This is a genomic window from Mesorhizobium sp. M6A.T.Ce.TU.002.03.1.1 (genome assembly GCF_003997275.1).
Classification (GTDB): Bacteria; Pseudomonadota; Alphaproteobacteria; order Rhizobiales; family Rhizobiaceae; genus Mesorhizobium; species Mesorhizobium mediterraneum.
Map to the genome: position 1 here is coordinate 11,941 of NZ_RZTI01000075.1, position 17,536 is coordinate 29,476.

A 17,536-nucleotide genomic window follows, 5' to 3' on the forward strand; every position below is an offset into this window, starting at 1 on the left:
GGAAACGAATTACCTTGCCGTCGAGTTCCTTGGCTCTCGCGTGTTGAGCCTCAAGCGGCCGATTTATCATGCGTTCAGCGCGCGGCCATAGGCGTCTAGGACGCTTTCCTTCATCATCTCCGACAGCGTTGGGTGCGGGAAAATCGTGTGCATCAGTTCTTCCTCGGTGGTCTCCAGATTCATCGCCACGACAAAACCCTGGATCAGCTCAGTCACTTCGGCGCCAACCATATGCGCGCCAAGCAACTGCCCGGTCATCTTGTCGAAGATGGTCTTGACGAAGCCCTGATCCTCGCCGAGCGCAATGGCCTTGCCGTTGGCGGCGAACTGGAAGCGACCGACGCGGATGTCCTTGCCCTCGGCCTTCGCTTTCGCTTCAGTCAAGCCGACGGAGGCAACCTGCGGGTTGCAATAGGTGCAGCCCGGAATCTTCAGCTTGTCCGTGGCGTGCACGCCGGGGAAATTTGCGATCTTCTCCACGCAGACCACGCCTTCATGTTCGGCCTTGTGGGCGAGCATCGGCGGGCCGGCGACATCGCCGATGGCATAGATGCCGGGCACATTGGTCTTGCCGTAACCGTCAACGACAACGCAGCCGCGTTCGGTCTTCACACCGAGCGCTTCGAGCCCGAGATTCTCGATGTTGCCCTGCACGCCGACGGCCGAGATCATCCGATCCGCGGTGATCTTCTCGACCTTGCCGTCCTTCATCTCGACATGCGCAGTAACCGAGTTCGTGCCCTTCTCGACCTTGGTCACCTTGGCTTCGAGAATGATCTTCATGCCTTGCTTCTCGAACTGCTTCTGCGCGAATTTCGAGACCTCTGCGTCCTCGACCGGCATTACCGCCGGCAGCAGCTCGACCACCGTCACCTCGGCGCCCATGGTGCGGTAGAACGAAGCGAATTCGATGCCGATCGCGCCCGAACCCATCACCAGCAGCGACTTCGGCATCTCCTTCGGCACCATCGCCTCGAAATAGGTCCAGATCAGTTTGCCGTCAGGCTCGATGCCGGGCAGCGCACGCGGCCTGGCGCCGGTGGCAAGAATGATGTGCTTTGCGGTGTAGGTGCCCTCGCCCTTGACGCCCTTGGGCGCCGGCGGCTGCGGCTCCATCGGCTTCTTGGAGGATTTCGAAACAACAACCTCACCGGGCCTGGAGAGCTTGGCTTCGCCCCAGATGACGTCGACCTTGTTCTTCTTCATCAGGAAGGCGACGCCACCGTTCAGCCGCAGCGAGACCTTCCGCGAGCGGTCGACGACGGCAGCGGTGTCGACGCTGACCTTGCCGTCGATCTTCAATCCATAGTCCTTCAGATGATCCGAATAATGCATGATCTCGGCCGAGCGCAGCAGCGCCTTGGTCGGGATGCAGCCCCAGTTAAGGCAGATGCCGCCGAGATGCTCGCGCTCGACGATCGCCGTCTTGAAGCCGAGCTGGGCTGAACGCACCGCCGTGACGTAGCCGCCGGGGCCGGAGCCGATGATGATGACGTCGTAATTCTCAGCCACGGATCTTCTCCTTCACAATTCCAGCATGACGCGCACGAGCGGCGCCAATGCCTGCCCGATTTTCCGCGTGTTCTCCGCGTCGAGATGGACGCCGTCGAGCGGCGTGGTCTCAGCCACCGTGCCCGCATCGAAGAAGCCGCAGCCGGCCTCGTCGGCGAGGGCGGAATATTGTGGTGCCAGCCGCTTCGAGGCTTCATCGCCGCCGGCGAACATTTCCTTGAATTCGGCGTTTTCCGTACGGCTGACCGCGGGCGGCGCGACGATCAGGATCTGCGGCGCCGGCCAGTCGAACGGGTAGTCGTGCCCGCGCACGATATCGATCAGGCGCTCGATGCCTTGCTTAGCGGCGACCGGATTGCCGTGGATCCACGGCTTCATGTCGTTGGCGCCGAGCATGATGATGATCAGGTCGATCGGCGCATGCGTCATCAGGATCGTCGGCAGCACTCTAGCGCCGTTACGGTCGGCGCCGGCCAGATGATCGTCGAAAGCCGTTGTGCGGCCGTTCAAGCCTTCAGCGATGACCTCGATACCGCCTCCCAACGTCGCCCGCAGCACGCTCGGCCAACGGTCCTCGAGCGGGTGGCGATCCAGGCTTGCCGCATCATAGCCCCAGGTCAGCGAGTCCCCGTAGCAAAGGACTGTTTTCATGCGTTTGCCCCGCTCCTGCCAAATCCTGCTTGTGCGCGCTTTACCCGCCAGCCAAAGAACAGCCACTGGACCAACACCGTGGCGAGGCCCGGCAGGACGAGGCCGGCGACAATGGGAAGATCGCTCGGCAACTGGCTCTTTCCGGATGGCTGGGAGAAAGTCCAGGTGATCAGGCCAACCCCGACGAGCACAAAAAACGCAACCGCGATAAGCGACGTCAGGTTTATCGCGCTTTGCGGGTTCGACATAAACTGCGCGATGAAGAGGGCGACCGTCACGAGGATGGTGACGAGAGCCGAGATCATGAACACAAGGATGTACTCTACGTCGGCATCAGTGGCGACGGCGAGCCCCTGCGCCACCAATCCGCCGGCCAAACCGGAAAGGATGAAGGCAAAAAGGCTGGTGAAGAATTTCCGCACCGCCTTCTTCCTTTCTAGACCAGCATGCCCATCGGGTTTTCGATCATGCGCTTGAAGGCGACGAGCAGTTCGGCGCCGAGCGCACCGTCGACGGCGCGGTGATCTGTCGACAGCGTCACCGACATGATGGTGGCGATCTTGATCTCGCCGCTCCTGACCACCGCGCGCTCCTGGCCGGCGCCGACCGCCAGGATCGTCGCATGCGGCGGGTTGATGACGGCGGCAAAGTCCTTGATGCCGAACATGCCGAGATTAGACACTGCCGTGGTGCCGCCCTGATATTCTTCCGGCTTCAGCTTGCGGCTGCGGGCACGGCTGGCAAGATCCTTCATCTCATTGGAAATGACCGACAGGGTCTTTTCGTCGGCACGCCGGATGATCGGCGTGATCAGGCCGCCGGGGATCGAGACCGCGACACCGACATCGGCATGCTTGTGCTTGACCATGGCACTCTCGGTCCATGAGGCATTGGCATCCGGCACCGCCATCAGCGCCATCGCCATCGCTTTGATGACCATGTCGTTGACCGACAGCTTGTAGGCCGGCACCTCACCCTTGTCGGTCTTCTTCACCGGGGCAGCCGCATTGATCTGCGTGCGCAGCGCCAGAAGCGCATCGAGCTCGCAGTCGAGCGTCAGGTAGAAATGCGGGATGGTGGTCGTGGCCTCGACCAGCCGGCGCGCGATGGTCTTGCGCATGTTGTCGTGCGGAACAAGCTCGTAGGAGCCTTCGGCGAACAGTTTCAGCACCTGGTCGTCCGACATTGGCTTGGCTGCGACAGCTGGAGCCGGAGCGCCGGCGGGCGCCGCTTTTGCAGCGGGCGCCTTGGCGCTGCCGCTGGAAATAGCTGCATCGACATCGGCCTTGACCACGCGGCCATGCGGGCCGGAACCGGTCACCGCTGAGACGTCGACGCCGGCTTCCAGGGCGATGCGACGGGCCAGCGGCGAGGCGAAGGTGCGGCCGTCCGGCGATTGGCTGATCTCCCCCCTTGTGGGGGAGATGGCCGGCAGGCCAGAGGGGGGCGCTTTGCTCCCTACGGCTGGAGGGACAGCGCCCCCCTCTGTCGACTTCGTCGACATCTCCCCCACGGGTGGGGAGATTGGCGCCTTGTCCTGCTTGGCCTCGGCCTTTGCCGGCGCAGCGCCGTCACCGCTCTTCGCGGCGGCCGCCGCATCCTCGCCTTCGACGGCGAGCACGGCGATCAGCGCGTTGACCTTGACACCTTCGGTGCCGGCCGGGACGACCAGCTTGGCGACCGTGCCGTCGTCGACGGCCTCGACTTCCATCGTCGCCTTGTCGGTCTCGATCTCGGCGATCACGTCGCCCGGCGAAACCTTGTCGCCCTCCTTGACGAGCCATTTGGACAGATTGCCCTCTTCCATCGTGGGCGAGAGGGCAGGCATGGTGATGTTGATCGGCATTTTGTCCTCCCGCCCTGCTCAGCGATATGTGACGGCTTTGACCGCCTCGACGACCTCGCCGACATTGGGCAGCGCCAGCTTTTCGAGGTTGGCCGCATAGGGCATTGGCACGTCCTTGCCGGCAATGGTGATGACCGGCGCGTCGAGGAAATCGAAGGCGCGCTGCGACACCTGGTTGGCGATGTGGTCGCCGACCGAGTTCTGCGGAAATCCTTCCTCCACCACCACCAGACGGTTGGTCTTCTTGACCGAAGCGATAATGGTATCGAAATCGAGCGGACGGATGGTCCTGAGGTCGATGATCTCGGCATCGATGCCCATGCCGCGCAATTCGGCCTCGGCCTTGATCGCATAGGTCATGCCAATGCCGAAGGAGACGATGGTGACGTCCTTGCCTGATTTATGGATGCGCGCCTTGCCGATCGGCAGCACGAAATCGTCCATCTTCGGCACGTCGAAGGAGTGGCCATAGAGGATTTCGTTTTCGAGGAAGATGATCGGGTTCGGGTCGCGGATCGCGGCCTTAAGCAACCCCTTGGCGTCGGCGGCGGTGTAGGGCATCACCACCTTCAGGCCGGGAATGTGGCTGTACCAGGCGGCGTAGCATTGCGAATGTTGGGCGGCGACGCGGGCGGCCGCGCCGTTCGGCCCGCGGAAGACGATGGGCGCGCCCATCTGGCCACCGGACATGTAGAGCGTCTTGGCGGCGGAGTTGATGATCTGGTCGATCGCCTGCATGGCGAAGTTGAAGGTCATGAACTCGACGATCGGTTTCAGGCCGGCCATCGCCGCGCCGACGCCGACGCCGGCAAAACCGTGCTCGGTGATCGGCGTGTCGACGACGCGACGCGGCCCGAACTCCTGCAGCAACCCTTGTGTGATCTTGTAGGCGCCCTGGTACTCGGCAACCTCCTCGCCCATGACGAAGACGTCGCCATCGCGGCGCATCTCTTCCGCCATCGCGTCACGCAACGCCTCGCGCACAGTGGTCGAGACCATTTCCGTGCCGACCGGGATGTCCGGATCGGCGGCAATTTCCAGCTTGGGCGCAGCGGCGACAGGTGCTGCCGCCTCGCTTTTGGCCGCAGCAGGCGCTGGCGCGGCTGTTTCAGCCTTGGCAGGTTCTTCTTCGCCGACGCCTTCGCCTGCCTTGTCGGTATCTTCGCCATCAACGGCGAGCACAGCGATCAGCGCGTTGACCTTGACACCTTCGGTGCCGGCTGGAACCACGATCTTGGCAAGCGTGCCTTCGTCGACGGCCTCGATTTCCATCGTCGCCTTGTCGGTTTCGATCTCGGCGATGACGTCACCGGCGACGACCTTGTCGCCCTCGTTCTTCAACCATTTGGAAACATTGCCCTCTTCCATGGTCGGCGAGAGAGCGGGCATGAGAATTTCGATCGGCATGTCCTTGCCCTCTCGTTACAGTACGATGTCGGTCCAGAGCTCGGACGGATCCGGCTCTGCGTCATTCTGGGCAAATTCAGCGGCGTCGGCGACGATATCGCGAACCTCCTTGTCGACGGCCTTGAGCTCGTCCTCATCGGCCCACTTCTTTTCGATCAGGCGCGCCTTGACCTGCTCGATCGGGTCACGCTCGGAGCGCATCTTCTGCACTTCTTCCTTGGAGCGGTACTTTGCCGGATCGGACATCGAGTGACCGCGGTAGCGGTAAGTCTGCATTTCGAGGATCAGCGGCCCCTTGCCGGCGCGGCACCATTCGGTGGCGAGATCGCCGGCTGCCTTGACCGCGCGGACGTCCATGCCATCGACCTGGATGCCGGGGATCTTGAAGGAGGCGCCGCGGTGCGAAAAATCCGTCTCGGCCGATGAACGCGATACCGAAGTGCCCATTGCGTAGCGGTTGTTCTCGATGATGTAGATCACCGGCAGCTTCCACAGCGAGGCCATGTTGAAGCTTTCATAGACTTGGCCCTGATTGGCGGCGCCGTCGCCGAAATAGGTCAGCGTCACATTGTTGTTGCCGCGATAGCGGTTGGCGAAAGCAAGGCCGGTGCCGAGCGAAACCTGCGCGCCGACAATGCCGTGGCCGCCGTAAAAATGCTTCTCCTTGGAGAACATGTGCATGGAGCCGCCCTTGCCCCTGGACAAGCCGCCGCGGCGGCCGGTCAATTCGGCCATGACGCCGCGCGGCGACAGTTCCATCGCCAGCATGTGGCCGTGATCGCGGTAGGCGGTGATCATCTGGTCGCCATCGACCAGTGCCATCTTCATGCCGGTAACGACTGCTTCCTGGCCGATATAGAGATGGCAGAAGCCGCCGATGAAACCCATGCCGTAGAGCTGGCCGGCCTTTTCCTCGAAGCGGCGGATAAGCAGCATGCGCCGGTAGGCGTCAAGCTCCTCTTGCTTGGTGAAGTCGACAGGCTTGGGGGCTGAAAGCCCCGCCGATTTGCCGTCGGATCTGGATTTGGATTTGGCAGGCGCTTTTCTGGCGGCGGTGGCCATGCATCACTCCCTGTTGGCGTCTCTTGCGGACACTGAGGGAGATCAGTTCTCCCCACCGATTTTGGGGAGGCTAACACGTGAGAAGACGTTTCGCCATGCCGAAAATGCATGGCTGACATGCGTCTAAGCGATTAAAATCATTGAAAATATTGCCGATTAACTGAAATATGGTTATCTTGCTGTAGCCGGTAACATGATGGTGATTTCGTCGGCGTGGGACATATTGAGCGCCTTGCGCGCCTGCTCGTCGAGCATGTCCTTCTCCAGCGTGCCCTGATGCATGAGCTGAACGCGCCGCTGCAGGTCGAGCCGGCGCGCCTTGACGGCATCGAGCTTGCCTTGCAGGTCGACGGTTTCGGCTTCCAACCGGTACTTGGAATAGATGCCGAATTCGCCGTGATAGGCGTGGAATCCGAAATAGGCCAGGAACACCACGCAGAGCGAGGGAATGATCAGCCGCCCGGTATTTCTCTGCTTGTGCTGACGTGTCCACATGATCCAAATCCCATAAAGCGCCGCGCGTCCTCTTGGACGAGCAAAGGACGCTCTAACACTCTGCGACCTAGCCTCCTTTCTCGCCCAATTGTGCTTAATGGACGGTTACGGACGGCCGGATTTGGCGGTGTAAAGCAAAAAGGGCGGAGAATGCCCCGCCCTTTCATTTCGGATATTTTCGGCTGGCTCAGCCTTTGACGATCGACTTGCCGGCATAGAGCGCCTGCTTGCCGAGTTCTTCCTCGATGCGGATGAGCTGGTTGTACTTGGCCATGCGATCAGAGCGCGACAGCGAACCTGTCTTGATCTGCCCGCAATTGGTGGCAACCGCGAGATCGGCGATGGTCGAATCTTCGGTTTCGCCCGAGCGATGCGACATGACAGCGGTGTAGCCGGCCTTGTGCGCGGTCTCGACGGCGTCAAGCGTCTCGGTCAGTGAGCCGATCTGGTTGACCTTGACCAGGATCGAATTGGCGACGCCCATGCGAATGCCGTCGCGTAGCCGCGCCGTGTTGGTGACGAACAGATCGTCGCCGACCAGCTGGGTCTTCTTGCCGATGAGGTCGGTCAGCGTTTTCCAGCCGTCCCAGTCGTCCTCGGCCAGCCCGTCCTCGATGGTGATGATCGGATAGTCGGCGGCGAGCTTGGCCAGATATTTGGCCTGGGTCTTCGGATCGCGGGTCTTCTTCTCGCCTTCATAGACGTAGTTGCCGTCCTTGAAGAATTCGGTGGCGGCGCAATCGAGACCGAGCGCAACCTCTTCGCCCGGCTTGAAGCCAGCCTGCTCGATCGATTCCATGATGAAATCGAGCGCAGCGGGCGCGCTCTTCAGGTTAGGAGCGAAGCCGCCCTCGTCGCCGACATTGGTATTATGGCCGGCGTCCTTCAGCCGCTTCCTCAGCGTGTGGAAGATTTCCGAGCCCCAGCGCACGCCGTCACGCAGTGTCGGCGCACCGATCGGCAGGATCATGAATTCCTGGAAGTCGATCGGGTTGTCGGCGTGGGCGCCGCCGTTGATGATGTTCATCATCGGCACCGGAAGCACATGCGCCTTGGTGCCGCCGACATAGCGATAGAGCGGCAGGCCAGCCGCTTCCGCCGCAGCCTTCGCCACTGCCAGCGACACGCCGAGGATGGCGTTGGCGCCGAGCCGGCTCTTGTTGGGCGTGCCGTCGAGCTCGATCATGGTCTGGTCGATGTGGATCTGGTTCTCGGCTTCCATGCCGCCAATCGCCTCGAACAGCTCGCCATTGACGGCCTCTACCGCCCGCAGGACGCCCTTGCCGAGGTAGCGGGCGCCGCCGTCGCGCAGCTCGACCGCCTCATGCGCGCCGGTCGATGCGCCGGAGGGTACCGCAGCGCGGCCCATCGAGCCGTCTTCGAGCACGACGTCGACCTCGACGGTCGGGTTTCCGCGGCTGTCCAGGATTTCACGCCCGACAATGTCGATGATGGCGGTCATACGATGTCCCCGATTTGATCTGACAAAGCGTCGCGCACGTCTTAGCCAAAGTGCTGCAAAACGCAATCGGGGTGTCCGCAAATATTGCCGCCACCTCCGCCATGCCGGTTCACGAAGCAAAAATTGCTGTCATCATAAGTCTTGGCGGCATGCGACTTTCTGGTTATGCTCGCACTTGCGCGGGGCGAAACAGGAGGAGTTTCGCCATGTCTCAGTTGAGCGGCATTGTGAGTTTGTTCCTGATCGCGGCGGCGTTTCTGACGTCGTGTGACACTCAGCAGCCTCAACAAGGCGCGGTAGAGTTGTCGACCCTTCAAGCGGCGGAGTAGATATCCTGCAGAAGAGGCCCTCGGTTCAACCGAGGGCCTTTTGATTCCGGCAGATCAAGGTCAGTGCCAATAAGGCTCGACCTTGTAGTAGCTGTATGAAGCATCACGCGCGGCCTCGCCGTCGGCGCCCGTCAGTTCGTTGATCGAATAGGCGGGAGCAGCCTTCAGTTGCTCCTTGGTGAACGGCACGACGTAGCCGCCCTTGTTCTCGTCATAGTCGAGGGTCGCCCACGGAATGGCGTGATACTTCTCGCCGATGCCGAGAAATCCGCCAAAGCCGATCACGGCAAACATGATTCCATTCGACAACTTGTCGAGCATGACATCCTCGATGTCGCCGATATGCGTGCCTTCCGTGTTGTAGACTGATGTGCCGATGACCCGCGAGGCAGCGATGGCTTCTGTGTGTCCTGTCTGGGTTGTCATTTATGTACTCCTCGTTGTCGTTGACGCTATGCTTGACAATGAGGGGCGCGAATGAAGGTTCCAGACTTTTCCACGCCAGTCGGTCACTCAGCCAAGATGAAGGTGACCTTCATGTTGACGCGGTAGGCGGAGATCTTACCGTCCTCGACGACGACCTTCTGGTCCTGGATCCAGGCGCCTTCGACGTTCTTTAAAGTCTTTGCAGCGCGCGCAATTCCCAGTTCGATAGCGTCCTGAAAGCTCTTCTTCGACGATGACGTGATTTCGGTGACACGGGCGACGGGCATGGCTTCCTCCTCCAAGGTACTCGGTTGCCTGGACAGCGTACAACCGGCACCTGTTGACCACAAGTTTAGAGGGAGGCGGGACTTAGGACCCTGGGCATGCTCAGCCCTTGGCGACGCGGTCGAATGCCATCAGCCTTTCAAGCAGGGCCGGGAGATCCTTCAGCGGCACCATATTGGGGCCATCGGAGGGGGCGTTGTCGGGATCCTGGTGCGTCTCGATGAACACGCCGGCGACGCCGACAGCAACCGCGGCGCGCGCCAGCGTCTCGACGAAGCGCCGATCGCCACCCGTGGAGCCGCCCTGCCCGCCCGGCTGCTGCACGGAATGCGTGGCGTCGAAAATCACCGGCGCGCCGATCTCGGCCATGATCGGCAGGGCGCGCATATCGGACACCAGCGTGTTGTAGCCGAAGGATGCGCCGCGCTCGGTAACCAGCACGTTGGCGTTGCCGGAACCGGTGATCTTGGCGACGACGTTCTTCATGTCCCAGGGCGCGAGGAACTGGCCCTTCTTCACATTGACGACCTTACCGGTTCTTGCAGCCGCGATCAGCAGGTCGGTCTGGCGGCTGAGGAAAGCCGGAATCTGCAGGATGTCGACATGCGGCGCCACGACCGCGCACTGTTCCTCGGTGTGGATATCGGTCAGGATCGGCAGCGAAAACGCCTTGCGCAAATCGTCGAAGACCGGCAGCGCCGCATCGAGCCCGGCGCCGCGCGTGCCGCCAAGCGAGGTGCGGTTGGCCTTGTCGTAGCTGGTCTTGTAGACGAGGCCCAGTCCCAGCTTCTCAGTCAGTTCCTTCAGCGCGCCAGCCATATCGAAGGCGTGCTGGCGCGATTCAAGCTGGCACGGGCCGGCAATCAGCGACAGCGGCGCGGTGTTGCCGAAGACGACATTGCCGACGGTTACGGACGAATTGGGCTTGCTCATGCGATCTCCCGGAAGATGAAGGCCGCACCCTGTCCGGGTGCCGGCCGCACGACAATATCATTGCCGCGTATGTCGTGTTCGACGGAATTGGCTGCAAGCAGCTTTGCGACCGTGTCTGCGCGGCGAACTGAAAAGACTACCCCGGCGAAGCGGAGTTCCGATGGCGCGCCGGCAAGTATGCCGACGCGCGCTTCGAAAGCGACGGGGTCAAGCAGGGTCAAGGTCGCGTTCGGCAGGCCAAACGCGGTGCTCCCCTGCCCGGCCGTGGGACTGCGCGCCGCGATCGAGATCAATCGGTGCTGTTCGGATGGCTTCTCGCTGACCGCCACGACTTCGATGATGCCGGTTGCGCCATTGGGGTGGATCTGCAACGCGGTGCGATCCACTTTCGGCGCATTGATCCGCTCGCAGGCGAACAGGAATGCGTCCTTCGCCCCGGCACCGGAGGCGAAGGCCAGTTTGAACGATGCCGTGTCGCTCTTTCCCGCTGTGTCAGCGAAGGCGCGCGAAAAGCTCAGCATGTCTCCGGCCGACAGGCCGGCTTCGACATAGCGCATATGATCTGCGTTCGCATTTTCGGTGCCCAGGACAAGGGCGGAAAATCCCTCATTGCCGCGCTCGTCGCGATAGGCACGATCGCGCGCGACGAAGACGTTGCCGTCCGCGATCGCTTTCGCCGCAGCTTGCGCGTTGCCCACCGCCAGCGGCTCGAGATAAGTGCTGTCTTCAAGGAAGACGCAGCAGTTTTCCGTTCCGAAAGGATGGATGCCGGTCGGCGCCACGACAAATCCAAGCGAAACCAGCCGCGCCCGCGCTACGTCGAGGCTCGCGGTCGGCAGCACAAGATGGTCGAGCGAATGAGGGCCTGCTGGCATCGTTTCGGTCATGCCGGCGCGGTGTGCATCATTCCGGAAGTTGGTTCAAGAGCCTCGTCTGACGCCGCAAGGACCCAGCATCTTTCTCATTTGGATCACGTAGGTTGATTTCCGGCAGCGGCAAGTGTTCCGGAGGTTCGCGTATCGACGCCGCGAGATCGGCCTGCTGTTCATAGCGGCAGCGGTCGTCGCGATGGCTGTTATTGCCATACTGGTCTGGAGCGCGCCGAAGCAGCCTGGGGCACATCTGACCGAACCGACCGCCGCTCAGACGGAGTAAGCGAAGCACGTTGCTCTCGGTCGATTTCTTTTCAGGACGCCGCCACAACATCCGCCGAATATCGCAGTTCACGCAGCGGTTTGACCTGGCTGGTCGTCTCGCCATAGAGCGGATGCGCCTTGTAGGCGGCCAGAGCGGCCTCATCCTCGAATTCAGCATAAACGACCACGTCGATTTCGTCCGAAAGCGGGTCGACCTTGGTGTTGAGCGCCACCTCGAAAAGACGGGAATGTGGGATATTGCCCAGCGCCAGCAAGCCCGTGCGTACGGCCTCGACATCCTCTTTGTGCCGCGCGCTGAAGAAAACGATATGCCGGATCAACCCAGCCTCCTCGATCGATGTGCAAGCGTGTTTTGTGTGGGCAAAACGGTCGCGTCAACCGGCAACGATGTCGCGGCGACAACGCGTCGAGCGGGAAAGAAACCTACACCAGGCTGGTGATGTAGCGCACGATGCGCGTTATCTCCCTGACCGTGGTGTCGAGATAGCGGCCCTGATTGTAGATTCCGTCCCAGATCAGGAAGAACGTGGCGGAGCAGATGACGATAACGTAACGCATGGCTACAACTACTGCATCTGGGTGGTTGCAACCATAGTGATTCCGGCGTTGATCAACGCCCTCCCCCAAAATCTGTCCATTGATCCGTGTTCGCTTGCCCCTTGCCTCTTGAAGTTCCCTTTGATGAGATGAAAGATTGCTGCGGGGATTCATCAGGAAGCGGCGTTCGCGCCCTGGCGAATGAACTGCGAGTGTGGAAACTGGCCATTGTTGCGCCGGCTCCGCAGAAGTTCGGGGGGGCGTGATATGGCTCACAAGGAAGACAGCGGCGTTGCGTGGGGCGACGCGGTCAGGCTGGACGAACTCAATTTCGCCGAAACCGTCAAGGGCCTGCCGACCAAGGCGCGCATGGTGTTGTCGGCGGCGATGAACCTGCCGCGTGGCTCGCTCAAGGTGAGGATGCCGGACGGCCGCGCCGTCCTCGTCGGCGGCAAGGCGCCGGGTCCGGACGCCGAACTGGTGCTCAAGAACTGGCGCTTGCCCGGCCGCGCCTTCACTGGTGGCACCATCGGCATCGCCGAATCCTACATCGACGGCGATTGGGACAGTCCCGATGTAACCAGTTTCCTGGAACTGTTCGTGGTCAATTCGGAAATCGGAGAGCGCATCGCCGGCGGCGCCAACTGGCTCATCAACGCCGTTCAGCGTGTCCGCCACTGGTTCAACCAAAACACCCGCACCGGCTCGAAGCGCAACATTTCGGCGCACTACGATCTCGGCAACGCCTTCTACAAGGAATGGCTGGATCCAAGCATGACCTATTCGTCGGCGCTCTATGCGGCTGGCGCCAACGATCTGGAAAGCGCGCAAGCCGCCAAGTATCGCGCGCTGGCCAAGGACACGGGCATCGGCGCGAAAGACCATGTGCTGGAAATCGGTTGCGGCTGGGGCGGCTTTGCCGAATTCGCCGCTCGCGAGATCGGCTGCCGCATCACCGGGCTGACCATCAGCCGCGAGCAGCATGATTTCGCCAGAGCGCGCGTCCAGAAAGCTGGACTTGCCGACAAGGTCAACATCAAGCTGCAAGACTACCGCGACGAAACCGGATCCTACGACCGCATAGCCTCGATCGAGATGTTCGAGGCGGTCGGCGAAAAATACTGGCCGGTGTTTTTCGGCAAGATGAAGGATTGCCTGCGGCCTGGCGGCACCGCCGGCCTGCAGATCATCACCATCAACGAGAAAGCCTACGACACCTATCGCGCGCGGCCGGATTTCATCCAGCGTTACGTCTTCCCGGGCGGCATGCTGCCGACACCGTCGATCCTGAAAACGCTCGGCAACGACCATGGCCTCGCTCATCTGCGCGAGCGCATTTTCCCGGACGACTATGCCCGCACACTCGCCGAATGGCGCCACCGCTTCTGGGCGTCCTGGGAAAAGATCGTCCCGCTTGGTTTCGACGACCGCTTCAAGAAGCTCTGGGAGTTTTACCTGCACTATTGCGAAGCCGGCTTCCGCGCCAGCTACATCGATGTCCGCCAGGTGGTCTACAAGGCTTGAGAGCGTTCTGGCGGCTCACGCCATTTTATTGCGCAGTACAACTTGCACCCCACACGTCGGTGTTTTGAGGCCCGACGGGCCACCGAGCGCTTTTTCCGTAATCTCGACATCGCCCTGCGATCGCCGTCAAAAAGTCAGATCACGACGCAGGATGCGCCCGGCCTGCCAATCGGGAATCACATCATGCGCAAACGCACCATCTGCCTCCTCGTCGTGATCGCCGCCGCCGGCGGCATCTGGCTCAACAATACGTCGCGGCTGTCGAGCCGGCCGCCCGGCATCCCTTCGGTGCTTGCCCATCGCGGCCTGGCTCAGGATTTCGACCGCGCGGATCTCGACGCCGACACATGCACGGCCGAGCGCATGCTGCCGCCACGCCACGCGTTCCTGGAAAACACGATTCCCTCGATGGAAGCCGCCTTTGCGCTCGGTGCGGACGCGCTGGAACTCGATGTCCACCCGACTACCGACGGCAAGTTCGCCGTCTTCCACGATTGGACGCTGGATTGCCGCACGCAAGGCAAGGGAGAGACGCGCGCCCATGCCATGCCCGAGCTGAGGACATTCGATGTCGGCTATGGCTACACGGCGGATGGCGGCAAGACCTTTCCGTTTCGCGGCAAAGGCGTCGGCATGATGCCGTCGCTGGACGAAGTGCTGCAGCATTTCCCCAATCGCCGTTTCAATATCAACATCAAGAGCAACGACCCTGGGGAAGGCGAAGCGCTGGCTGCCTGGCTTGCAGCGCTGGCGCCCACCGAACGCGCTGGCCTGACGGTCTATGGCGGCGACAAGCCGATCGCGGCGGTCAAGGCGGCGTTGCCTGACATGCATACGTTGAGCCGCGCGTCACTCACCCAATGCATCTTGCGCTATGCGGCGCTTGGCTGGAGCGGTTTTGTTCCGGAAGCGTGTCGGCAGGGCACACTGCTCATCCCGATCAACATCGCTCAATGGCTGTGGGGCTGGCCCGACCGTTTTCTGGATCGCATGGACAGCGTCGACACCCGCGTCTACCTGCTCGGCCCCTATGCCGGCGGCGGCTTTTCGCAAGGGCTCGACGAGCCCGAACTGATCGACCAGTTGCCGGACGGCTATTCCGGCGGCATTTCCACGGACGCGCTGGATCTGGTCATGCCCGTGATCAAGCGGCGTTTCGCACCGCCAGCTTGAAGCGCCAAACCCTACGCCGCTGTAGGCGGTGGGTTTGAGTTAGCGCGCAAAAGCTTTGTCTTCAGAGAGTGATGCGGTACTTGGCAAACCCTGCTTCGCCTTCGCCTGCCGGTTCGATCTTCAGCGACTTCACCTGCGCAATAAAATCCTTCGCCTTGGCGCCGGTCTCGAACACCACGCTGGTTCCAGGCATTGGCGCAAACGACCAGTTGGCGTCCGCCGACGGGTTGATCGTGCCTTGGCTGATGAGGTAGCGCACGATCACGTCGCGGTTGGTATCCGGCGCCTCATAAAAGATCTTCGAGGCATCGATCTCCGGGAAATTGCCGCCACCGCCGGCACGGTAGTTGTTGGTCGCGACGACGAATTTCCGCATGGGATCAATTGGTTTCCCGTCGAACATCAAGTCGACGATGCGATTCGAGCCGGCATTCACCAGACCGCCCTTCGAATCATACTTCGGCGGCTGCGACAGGTCGATCCGATAGGTGACGCCGTCGATCACGTCGAAATTGTAGGATGGGAAATCGGTGTTGATCAGCGGCTGGTCGGCCTTATCGGGCTCGATCCGGTTGAAGATACCGGCCGACATTTCCAGCCATTCCTTCACCTGCAATCCGGTGATTTCGACGGCGCGGACGGTGTTTGGATAGAGATAGAGATCAGCGACGTTCTTGATGGCGATATCGCCCGCGGGAACGTCGGTATAGTAGTCGGCGCCGTTGCGCCCGCCGGCCTTGAACGGCGCCGCCGCCGACAGCAGTGGCACGTCCTTCCACTGCGTATTTTTGAGGATATCCCTGAGATACCAGGCCTGCGCCTGGCTGACGATCTGCACCGACGGATCGTCGGCGACCAGCGCGAAATAGGAATAGAGCGGCGCCGAGGTTTTCCCGACCGGCCGGCGCACATAGGCAAGCGTCGCTTCGTGATCTTCTTTCAGCGCATCGACGATGCGCTGGTCGTCAGCGACCGTCGGCTTGTTCGCCTTGTCGACCCGCTCGTAGATCGGTCGTGCCTCGGAGGTCGCCGAGACAACCCGCCATTTCGACCCGTCGCGCTCCAGCAACAAGTCGATCAGACCCATATGCGAGCCCCAGAAGCCGCCCATGACGGCAGGCTTGCCCTGCAGCGTGCCCTTTTCAGTATCGACGGCCTCGAGCGCCTGAAAGTCCTTCTTGCCGGGAAAAACGAGATGCTGGTGGCCGGTGAACACTGCGTCGATGCCCTCGACGCCAGCGACGAAGAACGAGGCGTTTTCCATCATATCGCCCTGCTTCACGTCGATGCCGGAATGTGAGAGCGCAATAATGATGTCGGCGCCCTCCTCCTTCATCTGCGGCACCCACGCCTTGGCCGCCTCGACAATGTCGCGCGTCTTGACGTTGCCCTCGAGATTCTTCAGGTCCCAGACCATGATCTGCGGCGGCACGAAGCCGATGACGCCGATCCTGAGAGGCTGCTCGGCGCCGGACCCGTCCCTGATCTTCTTGTCGAGGATGACGTAAGGCTTGAGATAGAGCTTGTCGTCCCGCGGGTTCGCAGCGAGTTCGGTGCCGCGGATCAGGTTAGCGCAGACGAACGGAAAATTGGCGCCGGCCAGCACCTTGTCCATGAACGACAGGCCGTAATTGAATTCGTGGTTGCCGAGCGTCGAGCATTCATAGCCGAGCAGGTTCATGCCCTTCATGACCGGATGCAGGTCGCCATCCTTCATCCCCCGCTCGTAGGCAATATAGTCGCCCATCGGGTTGCCCTGCAGAAGGTCGCCATTGTCGATCAGCATCGCATTGGTGGCTTCCTTGCGCACCGCATCGATCAGCGAAGCGGTGCGTGATAGTCCCATCGTGTCGTTCTCTTTGTCGGCGTAGTAATCGTAAGGCAGGACATTCACATGAATGTCGGTCGTCTCCATGATCCTCAGATGCGCCTGGTTGCCTTGAGCGCGGGCGGAGAACGGGTGAAGCATGATCAGCGCTCCGGTGGCGACGGCACCGGCGAGGAACCCGCGGCGGGAGACGGGTTGGAGCAGTTCGGGCATTGCTTTGTTTTCTCCTGTTCGACGGCATGTCAGGCTTCGGCAACATGCCTGCCTTCAACGGCGTGCCAAGCCCTGCCCGAAGCAAAGCTTCGCGCCGAAATCCGGTCGAGTCCATCAAGAACAGATGACGTGCGAATGAATATGCTTGGGCGGGGACGTCAGCTCCTGTCGTCGTCGCCCTGGGTGATCAGCCGCGCGCTGCGCTGACCTGTCACGTAGATCCATAGCCAGCTCAGCGAAACCGCAAGCCGGTTGCGGAATCCGATCAGGAAGTAGATGTGCGCGAGGCCCCACAGCCACCAGGCCGACCGGCCGGTGAGCTTGATCCAGCCGAAATCGATCGCGGCGGCGCGCTTGCCGATCGTGGCCAGATCGCCGTCATGCTTGTAGTGGAACGGCCGCGGGGTTGCGTCGCCGGCAAGCCGGGCCTTGATCGTCGCAGCGACATGCCGGCCCTGCTGTTTGGCGGCAGGTGCTACGCCGGGCACCATGCGGCCATCCGGCCGCAGGACGTGCGCAGCGTCACCGACGACGAAAATCTCGGGGCTACCCGGCACGGTCAGGTCGGGCTCGACCAGCACCCTGCCCGCACGGTCCGCCGCCGCCCCCAGCCATTCGGCGGCCGGCGAAGCGGCGACCCCGGCTGCCCACAGGATCGTCCTGGCCGGCAAGTGCGTATCACCGAAAACCACGCCC

General features: G+C 61.7%; 18 protein-coding genes. 2 read left to right on the forward strand and 16 right to left on the reverse strand.

Annotated features, from left to right (window positions below):
- Positions 1-66 precede the first annotated feature (66 nt).
- From lpdA to EOC93_RS35405, 14 genes are all read right to left on the reverse strand, one after another.
- Positions 67-1,512 (reverse strand): dihydrolipoyl dehydrogenase, encoded by a 1,446-nt coding sequence (gene lpdA / locus EOC93_RS20955; protein WP_127205568.1) that lies wholly within the window; start codon positions 1,510-1,512, stop codon positions 67-69.
- 12 nt (positions 1,513-1,524) lie between these two features.
- Positions 1,525-2,163 (reverse strand): SGNH/GDSL hydrolase family protein, encoded by a 639-nt coding sequence (locus EOC93_RS20960; RefSeq protein ID WP_127205569.1) that lies wholly within the window; start codon positions 2,161-2,163, stop codon positions 1,525-1,527.
- A complete protein-coding gene (locus tag EOC93_RS20965; protein WP_127205570.1) occupies positions 2,160-2,585 on the reverse strand; it encodes a hypothetical protein in 426 nt (141 codons plus the stop codon). The genes EOC93_RS20960 and EOC93_RS20965 overlap by 4 nt, the downstream gene beginning before the upstream one ends.
- A gap of 14 nt (positions 2,586-2,599) precedes the next feature.
- Positions 2,600-4,009: a pyruvate dehydrogenase complex dihydrolipoamide acetyltransferase gene (locus EOC93_RS20970; protein ID WP_127205571.1), complete on the reverse strand. Its 1,410-nt coding sequence runs from the start codon at positions 4,007-4,009 to the stop codon at positions 2,600-2,602.
- A gap of 18 nt (positions 4,010-4,027) precedes the next feature.
- Positions 4,028-5,416: a pyruvate dehydrogenase complex E1 component subunit beta gene (locus EOC93_RS20975; RefSeq protein WP_127205572.1), complete on the reverse strand. Its 1,389-nt coding sequence runs from the start codon at positions 5,414-5,416 to the stop codon at positions 4,028-4,030.
- A gap of 15 nt (positions 5,417-5,431) precedes the next feature.
- Positions 5,432-6,478, reverse strand: coding sequence for a pyruvate dehydrogenase (acetyl-transferring) E1 component subunit alpha (gene pdhA / locus EOC93_RS20980; RefSeq protein ID WP_095488609.1), 1,047 nt, complete (start codon positions 6,476-6,478; stop codon positions 5,432-5,434).
- Between the two features lie 171 nt (positions 6,479-6,649).
- Positions 6,650-6,973, reverse strand: coding sequence for a septum formation initiator family protein (locus EOC93_RS20985; protein WP_095488608.1), 324 nt, complete (start codon positions 6,971-6,973; stop codon positions 6,650-6,652).
- A 187-nt stretch (positions 6,974-7,160) separates the two neighbouring features.
- Positions 7,161-8,435, reverse strand: coding sequence for a phosphopyruvate hydratase (eno, locus tag EOC93_RS20990; RefSeq protein ID WP_095488607.1), 1,275 nt, complete (start codon positions 8,433-8,435; stop codon positions 7,161-7,163).
- Positions 8,436-8,824: 389 nt separating this feature from the next.
- Positions 8,825-9,190, reverse strand: a complete 366-nt coding sequence (locus EOC93_RS20995) for a PRC-barrel domain-containing protein (protein ID WP_095488605.1) — start codon at positions 9,188-9,190, stop codon at positions 8,825-8,827.
- A gap of 83 nt (positions 9,191-9,273) precedes the next feature.
- On the reverse strand, positions 9,274-9,477 hold the full coding sequence (locus tag EOC93_RS21000; RefSeq protein WP_095488666.1) for a dodecin family protein: 204 nt from the start codon (positions 9,475-9,477) through the stop codon (positions 9,274-9,276).
- Positions 9,478-9,577: 100 nt separating this feature from the next.
- Positions 9,578-10,408 carry a 3-deoxy-8-phosphooctulonate synthase gene (gene kdsA / locus EOC93_RS21005; protein ID WP_127205573.1) on the reverse strand — a complete coding sequence of 277 codons (831 nt, stop codon included), beginning with the start codon at positions 10,406-10,408 and terminating at the stop codon, positions 9,578-9,580.
- Positions 10,405-11,295, reverse strand: a complete 891-nt coding sequence (locus tag EOC93_RS21010; RefSeq protein ID WP_127205574.1) for a VOC family protein — start codon at positions 11,293-11,295, stop codon at positions 10,405-10,407. The genes kdsA and EOC93_RS21010 overlap by 4 nt, the downstream gene beginning before the upstream one ends.
- Positions 11,296-11,594: 299 nt before the next feature.
- The gene (locus tag EOC93_RS21015) at positions 11,595-11,885 is read right to left on the reverse strand and encodes a Dabb family protein (RefSeq protein WP_127205575.1); all 291 of its coding nucleotides are present in this window, start codon (positions 11,883-11,885) and stop codon (positions 11,595-11,597) included.
- Between the two features lie 103 nt (positions 11,886-11,988).
- Complete coding sequence (locus tag EOC93_RS35405; RefSeq protein ID WP_280953394.1) at positions 11,989-12,123, reverse strand: hypothetical protein; 135 nt, start codon at positions 12,121-12,123, stop codon at positions 11,989-11,991.
- Between the two features lie 246 nt (positions 12,124-12,369).
- On the opposite strand from EOC93_RS35405, the gene EOC93_RS21020 reads away from it, so the two are divergent.
- Together EOC93_RS21020 and EOC93_RS21025 are read left to right on the forward strand one after the other, a co-directional pair.
- Positions 12,370-13,626, forward strand: a complete 1,257-nt coding sequence (locus tag EOC93_RS21020) for a cyclopropane-fatty-acyl-phospholipid synthase family protein (RefSeq protein WP_127205576.1) — start codon at positions 12,370-12,372, stop codon at positions 13,624-13,626.
- A 183-nt stretch (positions 13,627-13,809) separates the two neighbouring features.
- Positions 13,810-14,799, forward strand: a complete 990-nt coding sequence (locus tag EOC93_RS21025) for a glycerophosphodiester phosphodiesterase family protein (RefSeq protein WP_127205577.1) — start codon at positions 13,810-13,812, stop codon at positions 14,797-14,799.
- Between the two features lie 61 nt (positions 14,800-14,860).
- Here EOC93_RS21025 and EOC93_RS21030 read toward each other — a convergent pair whose 3' ends face one another.
- Entirely contained in the window at positions 14,861-16,840 is a 1,980-nt protein-coding gene (locus tag EOC93_RS21030) for a bifunctional 2',3'-cyclic-nucleotide 2'-phosphodiesterase/3'-nucleotidase (RefSeq protein ID WP_127205578.1), read from the reverse strand.
- A gap of 158 nt (positions 16,841-16,998) precedes the next feature.
- A partial coding sequence (locus EOC93_RS21035) for an FAD-dependent oxidoreductase (RefSeq protein WP_164759222.1) occupies positions 16,999-17,536 on the reverse strand: 538 nt, incomplete at its 5' end.

Excerpts from the sequence above, each read along its gene's own strand:
- EOC93_RS20960 (WP_127205569.1), bottom strand. The coding sequence starts at position 2,163 with ATGAAAACAGTCCTTTGCTACGGGGACTCGCTGACCTGGGGCTATGAT.
- EOC93_RS20970 (WP_127205571.1), bottom strand. The coding sequence starts at position 4,009 with ATGCCGATCAACATCACCATGCCTGCCCTCTCGCCCACGATGGAAGAG.
- EOC93_RS20975 (WP_127205572.1), bottom strand. The coding sequence starts at position 5,416 with ATGCCGATCGAAATTCTCATGCCCGCTCTCTCGCCGACCATGGAAGAG.
- pdhA (WP_095488609.1), bottom strand. The coding sequence starts at position 6,478 with ATGGCCACCGCCGCCAGAAAAGCGCCTGCCAAATCCAAATCCAGATCC.
- EOC93_RS20985 (WP_095488608.1), bottom strand. The coding sequence starts at position 6,973 with ATGTGGACACGTCAGCACAAGCAGAGAAATACCGGGCGGCTGATCATT.
- eno (WP_095488607.1), bottom strand. The coding sequence starts at position 8,435 with ATGACCGCCATCATCGACATTGTCGGGCGTGAAATCCTGGACAGCCGC.
- EOC93_RS20995 (WP_095488605.1), bottom strand. The coding sequence starts at position 9,190 with ATGACAACCCAGACAGGACACACAGAAGCCATCGCTGCCTCGCGGGTC.
- EOC93_RS21000 (WP_095488666.1), bottom strand. The coding sequence starts at position 9,477 with ATGCCCGTCGCCCGTGTCACCGAAATCACGTCATCGTCGAAGAAGAGC.
- kdsA (WP_127205573.1), bottom strand. The coding sequence starts at position 10,408 with ATGAGCAAGCCCAATTCGTCCGTAACCGTCGGCAATGTCGTCTTCGGC.
- EOC93_RS21010 (WP_127205574.1), bottom strand. The coding sequence starts at position 11,295 with ATGACCGAAACGATGCCAGCAGGCCCTCATTCGCTCGACCATCTTGTG.
- EOC93_RS35405 (WP_280953394.1), bottom strand. The coding sequence starts at position 12,123 with ATGCGTTACGTTATCGTCATCTGCTCCGCCACGTTCTTCCTGATCTGG.
- EOC93_RS21020 (WP_127205576.1), top strand. The coding sequence starts at position 12,370 with ATGGCTCACAAGGAAGACAGCGGCGTTGCGTGGGGCGACGCGGTCAGG.
- EOC93_RS21025 (WP_127205577.1), top strand. The coding sequence starts at position 13,810 with ATGCGCAAACGCACCATCTGCCTCCTCGTCGTGATCGCCGCCGCCGGC.
- EOC93_RS21030 (WP_127205578.1), bottom strand. The coding sequence starts at position 16,840 with ATGCCCGAACTGCTCCAACCCGTCTCCCGCCGCGGGTTCCTCGCCGGT.